This window comes from Tepidimonas charontis (assembly GCF_007556685.1).
GTDB classification, from domain to species: Bacteria; Pseudomonadota; Gammaproteobacteria; order Burkholderiales; family Burkholderiaceae_C; genus Tepidimonas; species Tepidimonas charontis.
Map to the genome: position 1 here is coordinate 81,918 of NZ_VJON01000004.1, position 15,426 is coordinate 97,343.

Sequence of the window (15,426 nt, forward strand, 5' to 3'; positions counted from 1 at the left end):
CGGTGCGCCTTTCTCACAGCAGGACGCGGCGGAAATCCGCCAAGATCTGGCCCAGGTAGGCGTTGAAACGCGCCGCCGCCGCCCCATCGATGACGCGGTGGTCCCAGGTCAGCGACAGCGGCAGCATCAGGCGCGGCACGAACTGCTGGCCGTCCCACTGCGGCTCCCAGCGGCTTTTGCACACGCCCAGAATCGCCACTTCCGGGGCGTTGATGATGGGGGTGAAGTACCGCCCGCCGATGCCGCCCAAGCTGGAGATGGTGAAAGTGGCGCCCGACATGTCCGCCGGCGACAGCTTGCCCTCGCGCGCCTTGGCGGCGAGTTCGGCCAATTCGCGGCTGATGTGCAGCACCCCCTTCTGGTCGGCGTTTTTGATCACCGGCACCACCAGACCGTTGGGGGTGTCGGCCGCGAAACCGATATTCCAATAGCGCTTGAGGATCAACGCCTCACCCCCGCTGTCCATATCCAGCGAGGCATTGAACTCTGGGAAGCGCTGCAACGCCGCCACACAGGCCTTGACCAAAAAGGCCAGCATGGTGACCTTGACGCCACTCTTTTCGTGCTCTTTGTTGAGTTGCAGTCGAAAGGCCTCCAGCTCGGTGATGTCGGCATCGTCGTGGTTGGTCACCGCCGGAATCATCACCGCATTGCGCATCAGGTTGGCGCCGCTGATCTTTTTGATACGCGGCAGCTCCCGGCGCTCGATAGGCCCGAATTTGGCAAAGTCCACCTTCGGCCACGGGATCAGGCCCAGCGCAACGCCGCCATCGCTGGCCGACGGGGCTTTGGCCGCTTGCGCACGCGTTTGCTGCTCACCGGCCATGACGGCGCGCGTGAAGGCCAACACATCCTCACGGGTGATGCGTCCCTTGGGGCCGGAGCCGCGCACTTCGTCCAACGCCACGCCCAATTCGCGTGCGAGCTGGCGCACCGCGGGCGATGCATGCGGCAAGCCCAAGGGCGCGCGGGTCGGATCGTGGGGCTGTGCGGCGGCGTGGGTGGATGCTGCGGATACTACCGCTGGGGCCGCGCTGGCACCGGGCAGTGGAGCATCGCTCGCAGCGGCATGGGCGCTTGTTGGGGCCACCACTGGGGGCGCGGACGTGGGCGCTTGGGCCGGCGCCTCAGGCGCCGATGGTTGCACCGGTGCCGCCACCGGCTGACCACCAGCACCGGACGACGCCGCTGCCGATGGCACCGGCCCACCGTCAGCGGCGCCCGCATCCGACCCCGCCACCTCCAGCAGCGCGATCACCGAGCCTTCGCTGACCTTGTCACCCAAGGCCACCCGCAGCTCCCGAATCACCCCCGCATGGCTCGACGGGATCTCCATCGACGCCTTGTCGCTCTCCACCGTGATCAGCGACTGGTCCACCGCCACCCGATCCCCCGGCTTGACCAGCAGCTCAATCACCGCCACATCCTTGAAATCCCCAATGTCGGGAACCTTCAGCTCGATCAGTGCCATGTGCGTGCTCCCGACGGTGTCATGCGTACAGAGGATTGACCTTGTCCGGATCGATACCGTAGCGCTGGATGGCCTCGGCCACGCGCGCCGCCGGCACCGTGCCCTCCTCGGCCAACGCCTTCAGGGCCGCCACCGTGATGTAGTGCCGATCCACCTCGAAGTGGCGGCGCAGCCGGTAGCGGAAATCGCTGCGGCCGAAGCCGTCGGTACCCAGCACTTTGTATGTGCGCTCCTTGGGTAGATAGGGCCGTATCTGCTCGGCAAAGGCGCGCACATAGTCGGTGGCAGCCACTACCGGTCCGGGGTGCGGCCCCAGCTGCTGGGCGACGAAGGACACGCGCGGCGCTTCGGTTGGGTGCAGCATATTCCAGCGCTCGCAGTCCGCGCCCTCGCGCGCCAACTCGGTAAAACTCGGGCAGCTCCACACGTTAGCGGCCACCCCCCAGTCCTGGGCCAGCAGCGCCTGCGCTGCCAGCGCCTCGCGCAAAATCGCACCGCTGCCCAGCAGCTGCACGCGCGGCGTTATCTTGGGCCCTTCGCGCAGCAAATACATGCCGCGGATGATGTGCTCCTCGGTGCCCGGGATCAGGCCAGGGTGGGCGTAGTTTTCGTTGAGCAGCGTGACGTAGTAGAAGACGTTTTCCTGTCGCTCGACCATGCGCTTCAGACCGTGATGCAGGATCACCGCCACTTCGTGCGCGAAGGTGGGGTCGTAGCTGACGCAGTTGGGAATGGTGGCGGCGATCATGTGACTGTGGCCGTCTTGGTGCTGCAGCCCCTCGCCGTTGAGTGTGGTGCGCCCGGACGTACCGCCGAGCAGAAAGCCGCGTGCCTGCATGTCACCCGCTGCCCAGGCCAGATCGCCGAAACGCTGGAAGCCAAACATCGAGTAGTAGATGAAGAACGGGATCATGATGCGGTTGTTCGTCGAGTACGACGTGGCCGCCGCGATCCACGAACTCATCCCACCCGCCTCGTTGATGCCTTCCTGCAGGATTTGCCCGGCCTTGTCTTCCCTGTAGTACATGACCTGGTCTTTGTCGACCGGGGTGTAGAGCTGGCCTTTGGGGTTGTAGATGCCGATTTGCCGAAACAGCCCCTCCATGCCAAAGGTGCGTGCCTCGTCCACCAGAATCGGTACCACCCGTGGCCCCAGCGCCTGATCGCGCAACAACTGGATCAGAAAGCGCACATAGGCCTGCGTGGTGCTGATTTCACGCCCCTCCGGGGTCGGCTCCAAGAGCGCCTTGAAGGTTTCCAGCGACGGCACGGTGAACTGCTCGTCGCTCTTGACGCGGCGCTTGGGCAAGTAGCCGCCGAGCGCCCGGCGCCGCTCGTGCAGATATTTCATCTCTGGCGTGTCGTCGGCCGGCTTGTAGAACGGAATCTTGGGCAGCTCGCTGTCCGGAATCGGGATGTTGAAGCGGTCCCGGAAGTAGCGGATATCTTCGTCCGACAGTTTTTTGGTCTGGTGGGCCGTATTCTTGCCCTCGCCGGCGCGCCCCATGCCATAGCCCTTGACCGTCTTGACCAGGATGACGGTGGGCTGCCCTTTGTGGTGGTAGGCGCGATGGAAGGCGGCATAGACCTTGCGCGCATCGTGACCGCCGCGGCGCAGCGCCCAGATCTCCTCGTCGCTCATCTTGGCCACCAGTTCCAGCGCCTTCGGATGACGGCCAAAGAAGTGCTTGCGCACGAACGCACCGTCGTTGGCCTTGAAGGCCTGGTAGTCGCCGTCGAGCGTCTCCATCATGATGCGGCGCAACACCCCTTCTTTGTCGCGTGCCAGCAGCGGATCCCAATTGCTGCCCCACAACAGCTTGATCACATTCCAGCCGGCGCCGCGAAAATCGCCCTCCAGCTCCTGGATGATCTTGCCGTTGCCGCGTACCGGCCCGTCGAGCCGCTGCAGGTTGCAGTTGACCACGAAGATGAGGTTGTCCAGCCCTTCGCGCGCCGCCAGACCGATGGCACCCATGCTCTCGGGCTCGTCCATTTCGCCGTCACCGCAAAACACCCACACCTTGCGGCGTGCGGTGTCGGCGATGCCGCGCGCGTGCAAATACTTCAAAAACCGCGCTTGGTAAATCCCCATGATGGGGCCCAGCCCCATCGACACGGTGGGAAACTGCCAGAACTCGGGCATGAGCTTGGGGTGCGGGTAGCTCGACAGTCCCTTGCCTTCGACCTCTTGCCGAAAGTTGAGCAGTTGCTCTTCGGTGATGCGCCCCTCCAAAAACGCGCGCGCGTAAATGCCGGGGGCGCTGTGACCCTGGATGTAGAGCAAATCGCCGCCGTGTGTGCCCCCTTGGTCGGTGTCGTCGGCGTGCCAGAAGTGGTTGAACCCGCAGGCCAGCAGGTGTGCCAGTGACTGAAACGAGCTGATGTGCCCACCCAGTTCGCTGCCGTCGGGCGACTGCAGCCGGTTGGCCTTGACGACCATGGCCATGGCATTCCAGCGCATGTAGGCACGCAGCCGGCCTTCCAGCTCCAGATTGCCCGGGCTTTGCTCTTCTTCGTCCGGCTCGATGGTGTTGACGTAGCCAGTGGTGGCCGAAAACGGCAGGTCGATGCTGTGCTCGCGCGCCTCCTCCAACAGCTGCTCGAGGAGAAAGTGGGCACGTTGTGCCCCTTCGCGTTCGATCACGGCGTCGAGCGCTTCGAGCCACTCTCGGGTCTCTTGGGGATCGGCGTCGGGGGCCACCAGCGGGGAAATCGGTTCGGCGCGGTCGGACATCGGTTGTCTCCTCACGGTTTACGAAAGCGTAAAGCGAATGGCTGTCGCTGTCACGGAGTTTCGCACAAAAATCCCGTACTTCCAAATCATGGTTTTACATTTCATATTACAAAACCTTATGCGAACACATTGGCCCCCATGGGCGGGGCCGCGCTGGGCATGGGCCCCGGATCGAAGGCGGTCGCCACGGCAGCAACACCCGTGCCTGTCCATCCACCGCCGCGCTGCGGCCGACGTGCTGCGGCCGTCGCGCGCGCACCGCTGCCTATCCACGCCACGCCCTCTAGGGTTTGCCCTAAACTTGCAGGCCATGAGCGCCACGTCCCACGCCCCACGTTCGACCGAGCGGCGGCATTGGTGGAACGCGCCGCGCCGCTACTGGCGGCAATGGTGGGAGCGTCTGCCCGCAGCCCGGCAAGACCAGCTGGCCATGCTCGGGCCGCTGATCTCGGTGCTGCTGTTCCTCAGCGCCATCTTCACGGCCCTGGTTTATTTCACCGGGCAAGAGCGCGCGCGCGACCAGGAGGCCGTGGTGCGCGATGCCGAATATGCCCAGCAACGCCTGCGCCTGCGCCTGCTGGAGCGCCAGGAGCGGTTGATGCGCATGGCGCGCGATATCGCCAACCGCACCATCGAGGAAACCGAATTCGTCTTTCAGGCCGAGGAGCTGGTGCTGCAGAACCCGGAGCTGCTGGCGGTGCACTGGATCGGCCCCTACCGCGACGTGGTCACCGGCTACGCGGCCGCCGGCGCGCCAGCCCACGCGCACCGCCACGCGGGCGACGCCTTACCGCCAGAGCTGCTGGGTGGTACGTTCGACTTGGCACGCGACCTGCACCAGCCCATCTACTCACGCCCTCTGCCGTGGCCAGACGGGGGGCACACCATCTTGCTCTTGGTTCCCTTCGAGGAGCAACGCCGCTTCGGTGGCGTAGTGCTGGCGGAGTATGCCGTCGATGGTCTGCTGCGCTACGGCGTACCAGCGGAAGTGCTGGCACGCTATGCGGTCACGCTCATCGACGACAGCGGACAAGTGCTGGCCGGCACGCCACTTCAACTGGAGCGCAAGCCCTTATCCAGCTTGCCGTGGGCAGCGCGGCCCCAGCGCCACGAGATGCCCGTCTCGCCGATTGGCAACAGCCTGCTGCTGCGCGCCGAGGGTTTGCGGGCCGACCGCGACGCCGGCAGCGACGCGCTGTTTTGGATCGTCGGCGCCATGAGCGTGGCCACCATCTGGATGCTGCTGGGCAATATGCGTCACACGCGCCGGCGCTTGCAGGCCCAGCGCGCCTTGGTGGCCGAAACCAACTTCCGCCGAGCGATGGAAAACTCCATGCTCACCGGCATGCGCGCGCTGGACATGGAAGGGCGCATCACCTACGTCAATCGGGCGTTCTGCAACATGACCGGATGGAGCGAGGAAGAGCTGATCGGCGCCACCGCCCCGTTCCCATACTGGCCCCCGGGAGACCACGACACCTTGATGGCGCGTCTGCAAGACGAGATTGCCGGGCGCAACGCGCCTGGCGGCTTCGAAGTGCCCGTCAAGCGCAAAAATGGCAGCATCTTTTATGCGCGCATGTACGTCTCGCCGCTGATCGACGCGCAGGGGCGCCAGACCGGCTGGATGACCTCGGTGACCGATATCACCGAGGCCAAACGCATCCGCGAAGAGCTCACCGCTTCCTACGACCGCTTCGCCACCGTGCTCGACAGCCTGGACGAAGCGATTTCGGTGGCGCCGTTGCACACGCACGAGCTGCTGTTTGCCAACCGTATGTACCGCAATTGGTTCGGCGACGGCCCGCACGGCCACGAACGTTTGCTAGAACTGTGCGCCGCGGTGCCGGTTTTGCCGCCCCAGGACACGTACGACCAGGTGGACAGTCTGATGGGCCTGCCGGCCGACGCGCTGGTGGAAGCGATTGCCGAGCACGCCCAGATTCACGTGCCAGAACTCGGTAAGTGGCTGGAGTTGCGCACCCGCTACCTCACGTGGGTGGATGGCCGCTTGGTGCAGATGCTCATCGCCACCGACATCACCGCGCGCCTGCAGGCCGAGGAGCAAGCCAAACTGCAAGCCGAGCGCGCCGCCACCGCCAGCCGCCTGATCACGATGGGCGAGATGGCCTCCAGCGTGGCGCACGAACTCAACCAGCCGCTGACCGCCATCAGCAACTACGCCAACGGGCTGATCGCGCGCTTGCGCAGCGGACGCGCCGAGACCGACGAGATGCTGGCCGCGCTGGAGAAAACCGCGCGCCAGGCACAACGCGCTGGATCCATCATACAGCGCATCCGCGCCTTCGTCAAAAAAAGCGAACCCAACCCGACCTTGTCCGACGTCGGCCAGATGGTGGCCAATGCCGTCGAGCTGGCCAACATCGAGCTCAAGCGCCAACTGGTGCGACTCAACGTCTATCTGGCCGAGCGGCTGCCGCCTTTGATGGTGGACCCGATCCTGATCGAGCAGGTGCTGATCAACCTGCTGAAAAACGCTGGCGAGTCGATCCAGTGCGCCCAGCGTCCGCCTGGGCAGCGCTGGGTCGAGCTGACCGTGACGCCGCGGCGGCTCGACGGCCGCGACGGCATCGAGTTTTCCGTGCGTGACAATGGCTGTGGCATCCCCCCGACCGGCTCGAGCGCATCTACGAAGCCTTCTACAGCACCAAGGCCGAAGGCATGGGCATCGGGCTGAAGCTGTGTCGCTCCATCATCGAGTCGCACCACGGGCGGCTCGAAGCCCGCAACCTCTACAATGGTACCGAGATACTGGGCTGTGAGTTCACCTTCTGGCTGCCGCTGCCCAGCGCTGCGGCAGCCACCCCCCATCCTGATGCTGCGCCAACCCTCGTCGAGCGATGACTAGCCTGATCCCCAAACGCGGAACCGTATACGTGGTCGATGACGATGAAGCCGTGCGCGATTCGCTGCAATGGCTGTTGGAAGGCAAGGACTACCGCGTGCGCTGCTTCGAATCGGCCGAGGCTTTTTTGGCCCGCTACGACCCGCGCGAAGTCGCCTGCCTCATTGCCGACATCCGCATGGACGGCATGAGCGGCACCGAGCTGCAAGACCGCCTGATCGAACGCCATTCGCCACTGCCCATCTGTTTCATCACCGGCCACGGCGACGTGCCGATGGCCGTGGCCGCGATGAAAAAGGGGGCCGTCGATTTCATCCAAAAACCGTTCGACGAACAACAACTCATGGCGCTGGTGGAGCGCATGCTCGAGCGCGCCCACGAGTCGTTCGCCATCTACCAGCAAGCCGCCACGCGCGAGGCGCTGCTGGCCAAGCTCACCACCCGCGAAAGCCAGGTGCTGGAGCGCATCGTCGCCGGCCGCCTGAACAAGCAAATCGCCGACGACCTGGGCATCAGCATCAAAACCGTGGAGGCGCACCGCGCCAACATCATGGAAAAGCTGGGCGCCAACACCGTGGCCGACCTGCTCAAGATCGCGCTGGCACCCACCCCGACGAAAGGGTAAACCGCTCATGACCGCCCAATTGATCGACGGCGTGGCGCTGTCGCGCCAACTGCGTGCGGCGCTGCGTGAACGCGTGGCTGCCCTAAACGGCCGCGGCTGCCGCCCCGGCTTGGCCGTGATCCTGGTGGGCGACGACCCCGCCAGCCAGGTCTATGTGCGCAACAAGGTCAAGGCCTGCGCCGAGGTCGGCATCCACTCGGTGCTGCAAACCCACCCAGCTAGCCTCACCGAACAGGCGTTGCTGCAGCACATCGACGCGCTCAACGCCGACCCCGCCATCCACGGCATTCTGGTGCAATTACCGCTGCCGCCGCACATCGACGCGCAGCGGGTCATCGAAGCCATCGCGCCCGACAAAGACGTGGACGGCTTTCACGTGGCCAACGCCGGCGCCTTGATGGTCGGGCAGCCCGGCTTTCGACCCTGCACGCCGTATGGCTGCATGAAAATGCTGGAGCACATCGGCTGCGCGCTGCGCGGCAAGCACGCGGTGGTGATTGGGCGCAGCAATATCGTGGGCAAACCGATGGCCATGCTGCTGCTGCAGGCCCACGCCACGGTCACCATCTGCCACAGCGCCACCGCCGAACTGGCCCACCACACTCGGCAGGCCGACGTGCTGGTGGCGGCGGTTGGGCGTCCCGCACTCGTTACCGCCGACATGGTCAAGCCCGGCGCCGTCGTCATCGACGTCGGCATGAACCGCGACGCCACCGGCAAACTGTGCGGCGATGTCGATTTCGAAGGCGTGCGCCAGGTCGCGAGCTGGATCACCCCGGTGCCGGGCGGCGTCGGCCCGATGACCATCACCATGCTGCTGACCAACACCGTCGAGGCGGCTGAGCGCCGCCTGACCACGCCATCATTCTGAGCCGCTCATCCTGCACCCTCGCCACCGCACCCATGTTGCCGTGCACACGCCGTGGCGCACGGCTCTTCCCCAAGCGTGCCCGCTTCGGATGCGTCGGTATAGTTAGAACCAGTCAGAACCGCGCGACCGGGGAAGCCGCGCACGGTAACCCGCACGAATGACGTGCTCAAGTGCGACGTGTCAGAAACCACCACAGACTGCGCAGCGCGCATACCCACTGCAGCACCACCAAGGCGCTGCCCACGCTGTGCCACAGGGCCAGGTTGGCGCCGCTTTGGCGCGCCGTGACGATGCGCTCGGCCACACCGAACTCTTGCACCAGGCCAGCCAGCGCGCCCAGCAACAACCATGGCAGCAAGGCCCAACTGGCATCACCCGCCGTACCGCGCCCGCGCTGCGCGCGCCCCCACCACAGCAGCAACAGCGCGGCGCCCACGCTCAGGTACGACTGCACCTGAAACAGGCGTGCCGCCATGCCGCCGGCCACTGCCGGGTTGTCGAAGTGTGTAAACAGCAGCGGCACGGCCACGAAGCTCCAGGCGCTGACGGCGCCCCACCACAGGGCCGCCAACAGCACCGGCCAGCGCTGCGTCCACTGCGTCCAGCGTGTGCTGCGGTGGGTGTCCATCGTCATCGCCCGGCCTTGCGGGTCACTCGTAGCGCACGGCCACGATTTCGTAGCGCCGCACGCCGTTGGGGGCTTGCACCTCGGCCACGTCGCCCTCTTCCTTGCCGATGAGTGCGCGCGCGATCGGGCTGGAAACGTTGATGCGGCCCGTCTTCAGGTCGGCTTCGTCCTCACCGACGATCTGATAGGTCACACGCTCGCCGCTGTCTTCGTCCTCCAGCTCGACCGTGGCACCGAAGACCACCTTGCCTCCAGCGTCCATCTGCGCCGGGTCGATGATCTGCGCCATGGCCAGCTTGCCTTCGATTTCTTTGATGCGCCCCTCGATGAAACCCTGGCGGTCTTTGGCGGCGTCGTATTCGGCGTTCTCGCTCAAGTCGCCCTGCGCACGGGCTTCGGCAATGGCCTGGATGACGGCTGGGCGCTCGATGGTCTTGAGCCGGTGCAGCTCCTCTTTGAGCAACTCGGCCCCTCGTTTGGTCAACGGTATCGTTGGCATGGGTCGTCCCACAAAAGCAAACCGCCGAGCGTTGCCGGTCGGCGGTCGTTGTCGATGAGCGCGAATGATAACGCGGTTGGCGCCGGTTGTGCGGCATCATCCGCGCTGTTGGCGCTCTGCGATGGGGGCGCAGCGGCCGCAAACGGTGCCGCGCTCAGGCCAGTTGCGCGTGCAGCTCGGCCAAGGCGTAGACCGGCAGCTCGTCCATCACCTTCATGCCTTCGACGGCCGCTTCGGCGCCGAAGATGGTGGTGAAGGTGGTGACGCGGTGCGCCAGCGACGCCACGCGGATGTAGCGCGAGTCGGCGATCGCATTGCGACGCTCCTCCACCGTGTTGATGACCATGGCGATTTCGCCATTTTTGATCATGTCCACGATGTTGGGACGGCCCTCGGTGACTTTGTTGACGACGCTGCAGGGGATGCCGGCGGCTGTGATGGCCGCTGCGGTGCCGCGCGTGGCCACCAGCTCGAATCCCATGGCCGCCAGATCGCGCGCAATGGCCACGACACGGGTCTTGTCCCCGGGCTTGACCGATAAGAAGACTTTGCGCACCGCATCCGTGGGCCGCGGCAGCACGGTGCCCGCCCCCAGTTGGGCTTTCACGAAGGCCTCGCCAAAGGTGCGCCCCACTCCCATCACTTCGCCGGTGGACTTCATCTCCGGCCCCAGGATGGTGTCCACACCGGGGAATTTGACGAACGGGAAGACCGCTTCCTTGACGCTGAAATACGGCGGCGTGACCTCGGCGGTGACGCCTTGCTGCGCCAAGGTCTGGCCGGCCATGCAGCGCGCCGCCACCTTGGCCAGCTGAATGCCGGTGGCCTTGGAGACGAAGGGCACGGTGCGGCTGGCGCGCGGGTTGACCTCCAGCACGTAGATGACGTCGTGCTTGCGGCCACCGTCGTCTTCGACCTCCTGGATGGCGAACTGCACGTTCATCAGCCCGACCACATTGAGCGCGTGCGCCAGCGCCGTGGTCTGGCGCTTGATCTCGGCCACCGTGGCAGCCGACAAATAGTACGGCGGCAGCGAGCAGGCCGAGTCGCCCGAGTGCACCCCGGCCTGCTCGATGTGCTCCATCACCCCGCCGATGAGGACGTGGCCACTGGCGTCGCGCACGCAGTCCACATCGCACTCGATGGCGTCGTTGAGAAAGCGGTCGAGCAGCACCGGCGAGTCGTTGCTGACCTTGACCGCCTCGCGCATGTAGCGCTGCAGGTCGCGCGGCTCGTGCACGATTTCCATCGCCCGCCCGCCCAGCACGTAGCTGGGTCGCACCACCAGCGGGTAGCCCAGCGCGGCGGCTTTGTCCATCGCCTCCGCTTCGGTACGGGCGGTGGCATTGGGTGGCTGCTTCAGGCCCAGCACATGCAGCATGTGCTGGAAGCGCTCGCGGTCTTCGGCGGCATCGATCATGTCGGGCGTGGTGCCGATGATGGGCACGCCGGCGCGCTCCAGGCCCAGGGCCAGCTTCAGCGGCGTCTGCCCGCCGTACTGCACGATCACGCCTTCGGGCCGTTCCTTGGCCACGATCTCCAGCACGTCCTCCAGTGTCAACGGCTCGAAGTAGAGGCGGTCGCTGGTGTCGTAGTCGGTGGAGACGGTCTCGGGGTTGCAGTTGACCATGATGGTCTCGAACCCGTCCTCGCGCAGCGCCAACGCTGCGTGTACGCAGCAGTAGTCGAACTCGATGCCTTGGCCGATGCGGTTGGGCCCACCGCCCAGCACCATGATTTTGCGCCGGTTGGTCGGCTCGGCCTCGCATTCGTCCTCGTACGTCGAGTACAGGTACGCGGTGGTGGTGGCAAATTCGGCGGCGCAGGTGTCCACCCGCTTGTACACCGGGCGCACCCCCAGCGCGTGCCGGTGCGCGCGCACGGCCTCCTCGCTGGTGGCCAGCAGCTTGGCCAGACGCCGGTCGGAAAACCCCTTGCGCTTGAGCGTGCGCAGCGCTGCGGCATCCAGCGCGGCCAGCGCCTGCGCGCCGTGCTGCGCGGTCCACCGGTCCAGCGCCAGCTCGATCTGCACGATCTCTTGGATCTGCGCCAAAAACCACTTGTCGATCTTGGTGAAGTGGTGCACCTCATCCAGGGTCCAGCCGGCGGCAAAGGCGTCGCCCACGTACCAGATGCGCTCGGGCCCAGGCTCGCCCAGCTCGCGCTCCAGCGTCTCGCGGTCCTGCGTCTTTTCGTTCATGCCATCGACACCGACCTCCAGCCCGCGCAACGCCTTCTGAAAACTCTCCTGGAAGGTGCGGCCGATGGCCATCACCTCGCCCACCGATTTCATCTGCGTGGTCAGGCGATCGGGGGCCTGGGGGAATTTTTCGAAGGCAAAGCGCGGAATCTTGGTGACGACGTAGTCGATGGTGGGCTCGAACGAGGCCGGCGTCGCGCCGCCGGTGATGTCGTTTCGCAGCTCATCCAGCGTGTAGCCGACGGCGAGCTTGGCTGCCACCTTGGCGATCGGAAACCCCGTGGCCTTGGACGCCAGCGCCGAGGAGCGGCTCACGCGCGGGTTCATCTCGATGACGATCATGCGCCCATTGGCCGGGTTGATGGCGAACTGCACGTTCGAGCCGCCGGTGTCGACGCCGATTTCGCGCAGCACGGCGATGGAGGCGTCGCGCAGGCGCTGGTATTCCTTGTCGGTGAGCGTTTGTGCCGGCGCCACGGTGATCGAATCGCCCGTGTGCACACCCATCGGGTCCAGGTTTTCGATCGAGCAGACGATGATGCAGTTGTCCTTTTTGTCGCGCACCACCTCCATCTCGAACTCTTTCCAGCCCACCAGCGACTCTTCGATCAACAGCTCGCTGGTCGGCGAGGCCTCCAGGCCGCGCTTGCAGATGGTCTCGAACTCCTCGGGGTTGTAGGCGATGCCGCCGCCCGTGCCGCCGAGCGTGAAGCTGGGTCGGATCACGCACGGAAAGCCCACCTGGCGCTGCACCGCCCACGCCTCCTCCAGGCTGTGCGCGATGCCCGAGCGGGCCGACTCCAGGCCGATGCGCGTCATCGCCTCTTTGAACTTCTGGCGGTCTTCGGCCTTGTCGATGGCCTCGGGCGTGGCGCCGATGAGCTCGCACTGATATCGGTGCAAGACGCCGTGGCGCCACAGATCGAGCGCGCAGTTGAGCGCCGTCTGCCCGCCCATGGTCGGCAGGATGGCGTCGGGGCGCTCCTTGGCGATGATCTTTTCGACGGTCTGCCAGGTGATGGGCTCGATGTAGACCGCATCGGCCGTGGCCGGGTCGGTCATGATCGTGGCCGGGTTGCTGTTGATCAGGATGACGCGGTAGCCCTCTTGCCGCAGGGCTTTGCAGGCTTGCACGCCGGAGTAGTCGAATTCGCACGCCTGGCCGATGACGATCGGGCCGGCGCCGATGATGAGGATGCTGTGGAGGTCGGTGCGCTTGGGCATGGTGGGGTCGAGTCACGCCGGTGCGCCGCGTCGCGCGGCCGCCGGCTCAGGGTGAAGTGGCTTTGGCCAACCGGAAGCCGAAGCCCAGAAACAGGGCGCCGACCCCGGCGTTGAGCGCAGCCGCCAGACGGCGCCGACGGCGAAACGCCGCCGCCAGGCGATCGCCGGCAAAGATCAGCGCGCTCAGGTACAGAAAACTGAACAGTTGCACGATCGCCCCCAGCACCGCAAAGCTCAGCGCCGGATGCGGGTAGGCCGGATCGACGAACTGCACGAAAAACGAGATGAAGAAAAAGATCGCCTTCGGGTTGAGCAGACTGATCGACAGTGCGCGCTGAAACGGGCGCGTGGCCTGAGGCAGGCGAGGCGTCCCATCCACCGCAGCTGAGCTCGGCGCGCCACACCAGCGCCGCCAGGCGCTGCGCAGCATGCCCAGGCCGATCCAGCCCAGGTACAACGCCCCGGCGTATTTGATCAACCCGAACAACCACGGCGTGGCGGCCAGCACCGACGCCAGTCCGGCCGCCGACAGCAGCATCAGCACCGTATCCCCGACGAACACCCCACACGCGGCACGGTAGCCCATGGCAACTCCATGGCCCGAGGCCACCGACAGCACGTACATCGAGTTGGGACCCGGCAGCAGCACGATGAAGATCGTGCCCAGCACGAAGGTGGTCAGATCGGTGATACCGAACATTGGCGTTGCTGAGACGTGGTCAGCGCGCGCGGTCCATCAGCGCCACGAAGCGGTCGAACAAATACGCCACGTCGTGCGGACCCGGGGACGCTTCGGGGTGCCCTTGAAACCCAAAGGCAGGGCGATCGGTGCGGGCGATGCCCTGCAGCGTACCGTCGAACAGGCTGACGTGCGTGGGCCGCAGCGTCGGCGGCAGCGAGCCGGCGTCGACGGCAAAGCCGTGGTTCTGACTGGTGATGCTGACGCGCCCGCTGTCCAGATCCTGCACCGGATGGTTGGCGCCGTGGTGACCGAATTTCATTTTGAACGTGCGCGCTCCGCTGGCCAGGGCCAGGATCTGGTGCCCCAAGCAGATACCAAAAGTGGGCACGCCACGCTCGACGATGGCAGCTGCCGCGGCGATGGCGTAATCGCACGGCTCGGGGTCGCCGGGGCCGTTGGAGAGAAAGACGCCGTCGGGCTGCAGCGCCAAGACCTCAGCCGCCGACGTGCGCGCGGGCACCACGGTGACCCGGCAGCCGCGCTCGGCCAGCATGCGCAGGATATTGCGCTTGACGCCGAAATCGTAGGCCACGACGTGGCGCCGCGGCTGCGTCTGCACGCCGTAGCCGCCACCGCGGCCGTCGGCGGGCAGGCGCCACTCGGTTTGCGTCCATTCGTAGCGCTCGCGGGTGCTGACGACCTGGGCCAAATCGAGGCCGGCCATGCTGGGGGCCGAGCGCGCCAACGCCACCGCTTCGTCACGCAGCGCAGCGGTCACCGCCTGTCCAGCCGGCAGCGCGACGATGGCGCCATTTTGGGCTCCGTGTTCGCGCAGACGCCGTGTCAGCGCCCGCGTGTCGATGCCGGCGATGGCCACCACGCCCTGCGCGCGCAGATACTGATCGAGCGAGCGCGTGGCGCGAAAATTGGAGTGGAGGATGGGCAGGTCTTTGATGATCAGGCCAGCCGCCTGCACGGCGCCGGATTCGACATCCTCGTCATTGACCCCGACGTTGCCGATGTGCGGATACGTGAGGGTCACGATCTGCTGGCGGTAGCTCGGGTCGGTGAGGATTTCCTGATAGCCGGTCAGCGCGGTGTTGAACACCACTTCGCCGACCGTGCGGCCATCGGCGCCGATGGCCACCCCTTCAAAGACCGTGCCGTCTGCAAGCGCGAGAAGGGCGTTGGGCAAGACGGAAAACACGGACACTCTCTCCAAGGTTGCGACGCGACTGCCCCCTTGCGGCACCGCCCGCCGTGACGCCAACGAGCGCACATCGACGCAGCGACCCCGGTGGGATGCGGACGGTCTGGATAAACCTTGGAATTATAGCCCGCGTAATCGGCCCGCAGTACTGGCGTGCAGGCAGATTGTCAAGGCAAAGTAGAAATGTCCGCCCTCTGAGCAAGTTAGAAATGTCCGGTTTGACCCCGAAGGTATGTCCTCATGGGCTGGCCCATGGGCCAGCCCATGAGGGCGGAGCGCTGAAGAGACGACGCCAGGGGTGCTCAGGGCCGGGACACCATGGCTGTTTGACTTGGCGCGCTTTGAGGATGTCATCCACCCGCGCATTGAGCGTCTTGTCATCGACGGCGCTGGGGGTGGCTGGAGCAGGATCG

Annotated in this window: 9 protein-coding genes and 1 pseudogene; 3 read left to right on the top strand and 7 right to left on the bottom strand. The window is 65.7% G+C overall.

Annotated features, from left to right (window positions below):
- Positions 1 to 13 precede the first annotated feature (13 nt).
- The gene (locus Tchar_RS02425) at positions 14 to 1,471 is read right to left on the bottom strand and encodes a dihydrolipoyllysine-residue acetyltransferase (protein ID WP_144327502.1); all 1,458 of its coding nucleotides are present in this window, start codon (positions 1,469 to 1,471) and stop codon (positions 14 to 16) included.
- A 19-nt stretch (positions 1,472 to 1,490) separates the two neighbouring features.
- The gene (gene aceE, locus Tchar_RS02430) at positions 1,491 to 4,208 is read right to left on the bottom strand and encodes a pyruvate dehydrogenase (acetyl-transferring), homodimeric type (RefSeq protein WP_144327503.1); all 2,718 of its coding nucleotides are present in this window, start codon (positions 4,206 to 4,208) and stop codon (positions 1,491 to 1,493) included.
- A gap of 310 nt (positions 4,209 to 4,518) precedes the next feature.
- Between aceE and Tchar_RS02435 the strand changes: the two are divergent.
- From Tchar_RS02435 to folD, 3 genes and pseudogenes are all read left to right on the top strand, one after another.
- Positions 4,519 to 7,073 (top strand): annotated as a pseudogene (locus Tchar_RS02435) (PAS domain-containing sensor histidine kinase).
- Positions 7,070 to 7,699: a response regulator transcription factor gene (locus Tchar_RS02440; RefSeq protein WP_144327504.1), complete on the top strand. Its 630-nt coding sequence runs from the start codon at positions 7,070 to 7,072 to the stop codon at positions 7,697 to 7,699. The pseudogene Tchar_RS02435 and the gene Tchar_RS02440 overlap by 4 nt, the downstream one beginning before the upstream one ends.
- A 7-nt stretch (positions 7,700 to 7,706) precedes the next feature.
- Complete coding sequence (gene folD, locus Tchar_RS02445; RefSeq protein ID WP_144327505.1) at positions 7,707 to 8,570, top strand: bifunctional methylenetetrahydrofolate dehydrogenase/methenyltetrahydrofolate cyclohydrolase FolD; 864 nt, start codon at positions 7,707 to 7,709, stop codon at positions 8,568 to 8,570.
- Positions 8,571 to 8,736: 166 nt separating this feature from the next.
- Here the strand turns inward: folD and Tchar_RS02450 are convergent, their stop codons facing one another.
- From Tchar_RS02450 to carA, 5 genes are all read right to left on the bottom strand, one after another.
- A complete protein-coding gene (locus Tchar_RS02450; RefSeq protein ID WP_236640124.1) occupies positions 8,737 to 9,204 on the bottom strand; it encodes a DUF4149 domain-containing protein in 468 nt (155 codons plus the stop codon).
- A gap of 16 nt (positions 9,205 to 9,220) precedes the next feature.
- On the bottom strand, positions 9,221 to 9,697 hold the full coding sequence (gene greA, locus Tchar_RS02455) for a transcription elongation factor GreA (protein ID WP_144327506.1): 477 nt from the start codon (positions 9,695 to 9,697) through the stop codon (positions 9,221 to 9,223).
- 154 nt (positions 9,698 to 9,851) lie between these two features.
- Positions 9,852 to 13,121, bottom strand: coding sequence for a carbamoyl-phosphate synthase large subunit (gene carB, locus Tchar_RS02460; RefSeq protein WP_144327507.1), 3,270 nt, complete (start codon positions 13,119 to 13,121; stop codon positions 9,852 to 9,854).
- Positions 13,122 to 13,167: 46 nt separating this feature from the next.
- A complete protein-coding gene (gene leuE / locus Tchar_RS02465; protein ID WP_144327508.1) occupies positions 13,168 to 13,821 on the bottom strand; it encodes a leucine efflux protein LeuE in 654 nt (217 codons plus the stop codon).
- Between the two features lie 19 nt (positions 13,822 to 13,840).
- Positions 13,841 to 15,010 (bottom strand): glutamine-hydrolyzing carbamoyl-phosphate synthase small subunit, encoded by a 1,170-nt coding sequence (gene carA, locus Tchar_RS02470; RefSeq protein WP_144327509.1) that lies wholly within the window; start codon positions 15,008 to 15,010, stop codon positions 13,841 to 13,843.
- Positions 15,011 to 15,426: the final 416 nt, after the last annotated feature.

Bases quoted from the DNA above. Each gene is read 5' to 3' on its own strand.
- Tchar_RS02425 (WP_144327502.1), bottom strand. From the start codon at position 1,471: ATGGCACTGATCGAGCTGAAGGTTCCCGACATTGGGGATTTCAAGGAT.
- aceE (WP_144327503.1), bottom strand. From the start codon at position 4,208: ATGTCCGACCGCGCCGAACCGATTTCCCCGCTGGTGGCCCCCGACGCC.
- Tchar_RS02440 (WP_144327504.1), top strand. From the start codon at position 7,070: ATGACTAGCCTGATCCCCAAACGCGGAACCGTATACGTGGTCGATGAC.
- folD (WP_144327505.1), top strand. From the start codon at position 7,707: ATGACCGCCCAATTGATCGACGGCGTGGCGCTGTCGCGCCAACTGCGT.
- Tchar_RS02450 (WP_236640124.1), bottom strand. From the start codon at position 9,204: ATGACGATGGACACCCACCGCAGCACACGCTGGACGCAGTGGACGCAG.
- greA (WP_144327506.1), bottom strand. From the start codon at position 9,697: ATGCCAACGATACCGTTGACCAAACGAGGGGCCGAGTTGCTCAAAGAG.
- carB (WP_144327507.1), bottom strand. From the start codon at position 13,121: ATGCCCAAGCGCACCGACCTCCACAGCATCCTCATCATCGGCGCCGGC.
- leuE (WP_144327508.1), bottom strand. From the start codon at position 13,821: ATGTTCGGTATCACCGATCTGACCACCTTCGTGCTGGGCACGATCTTC.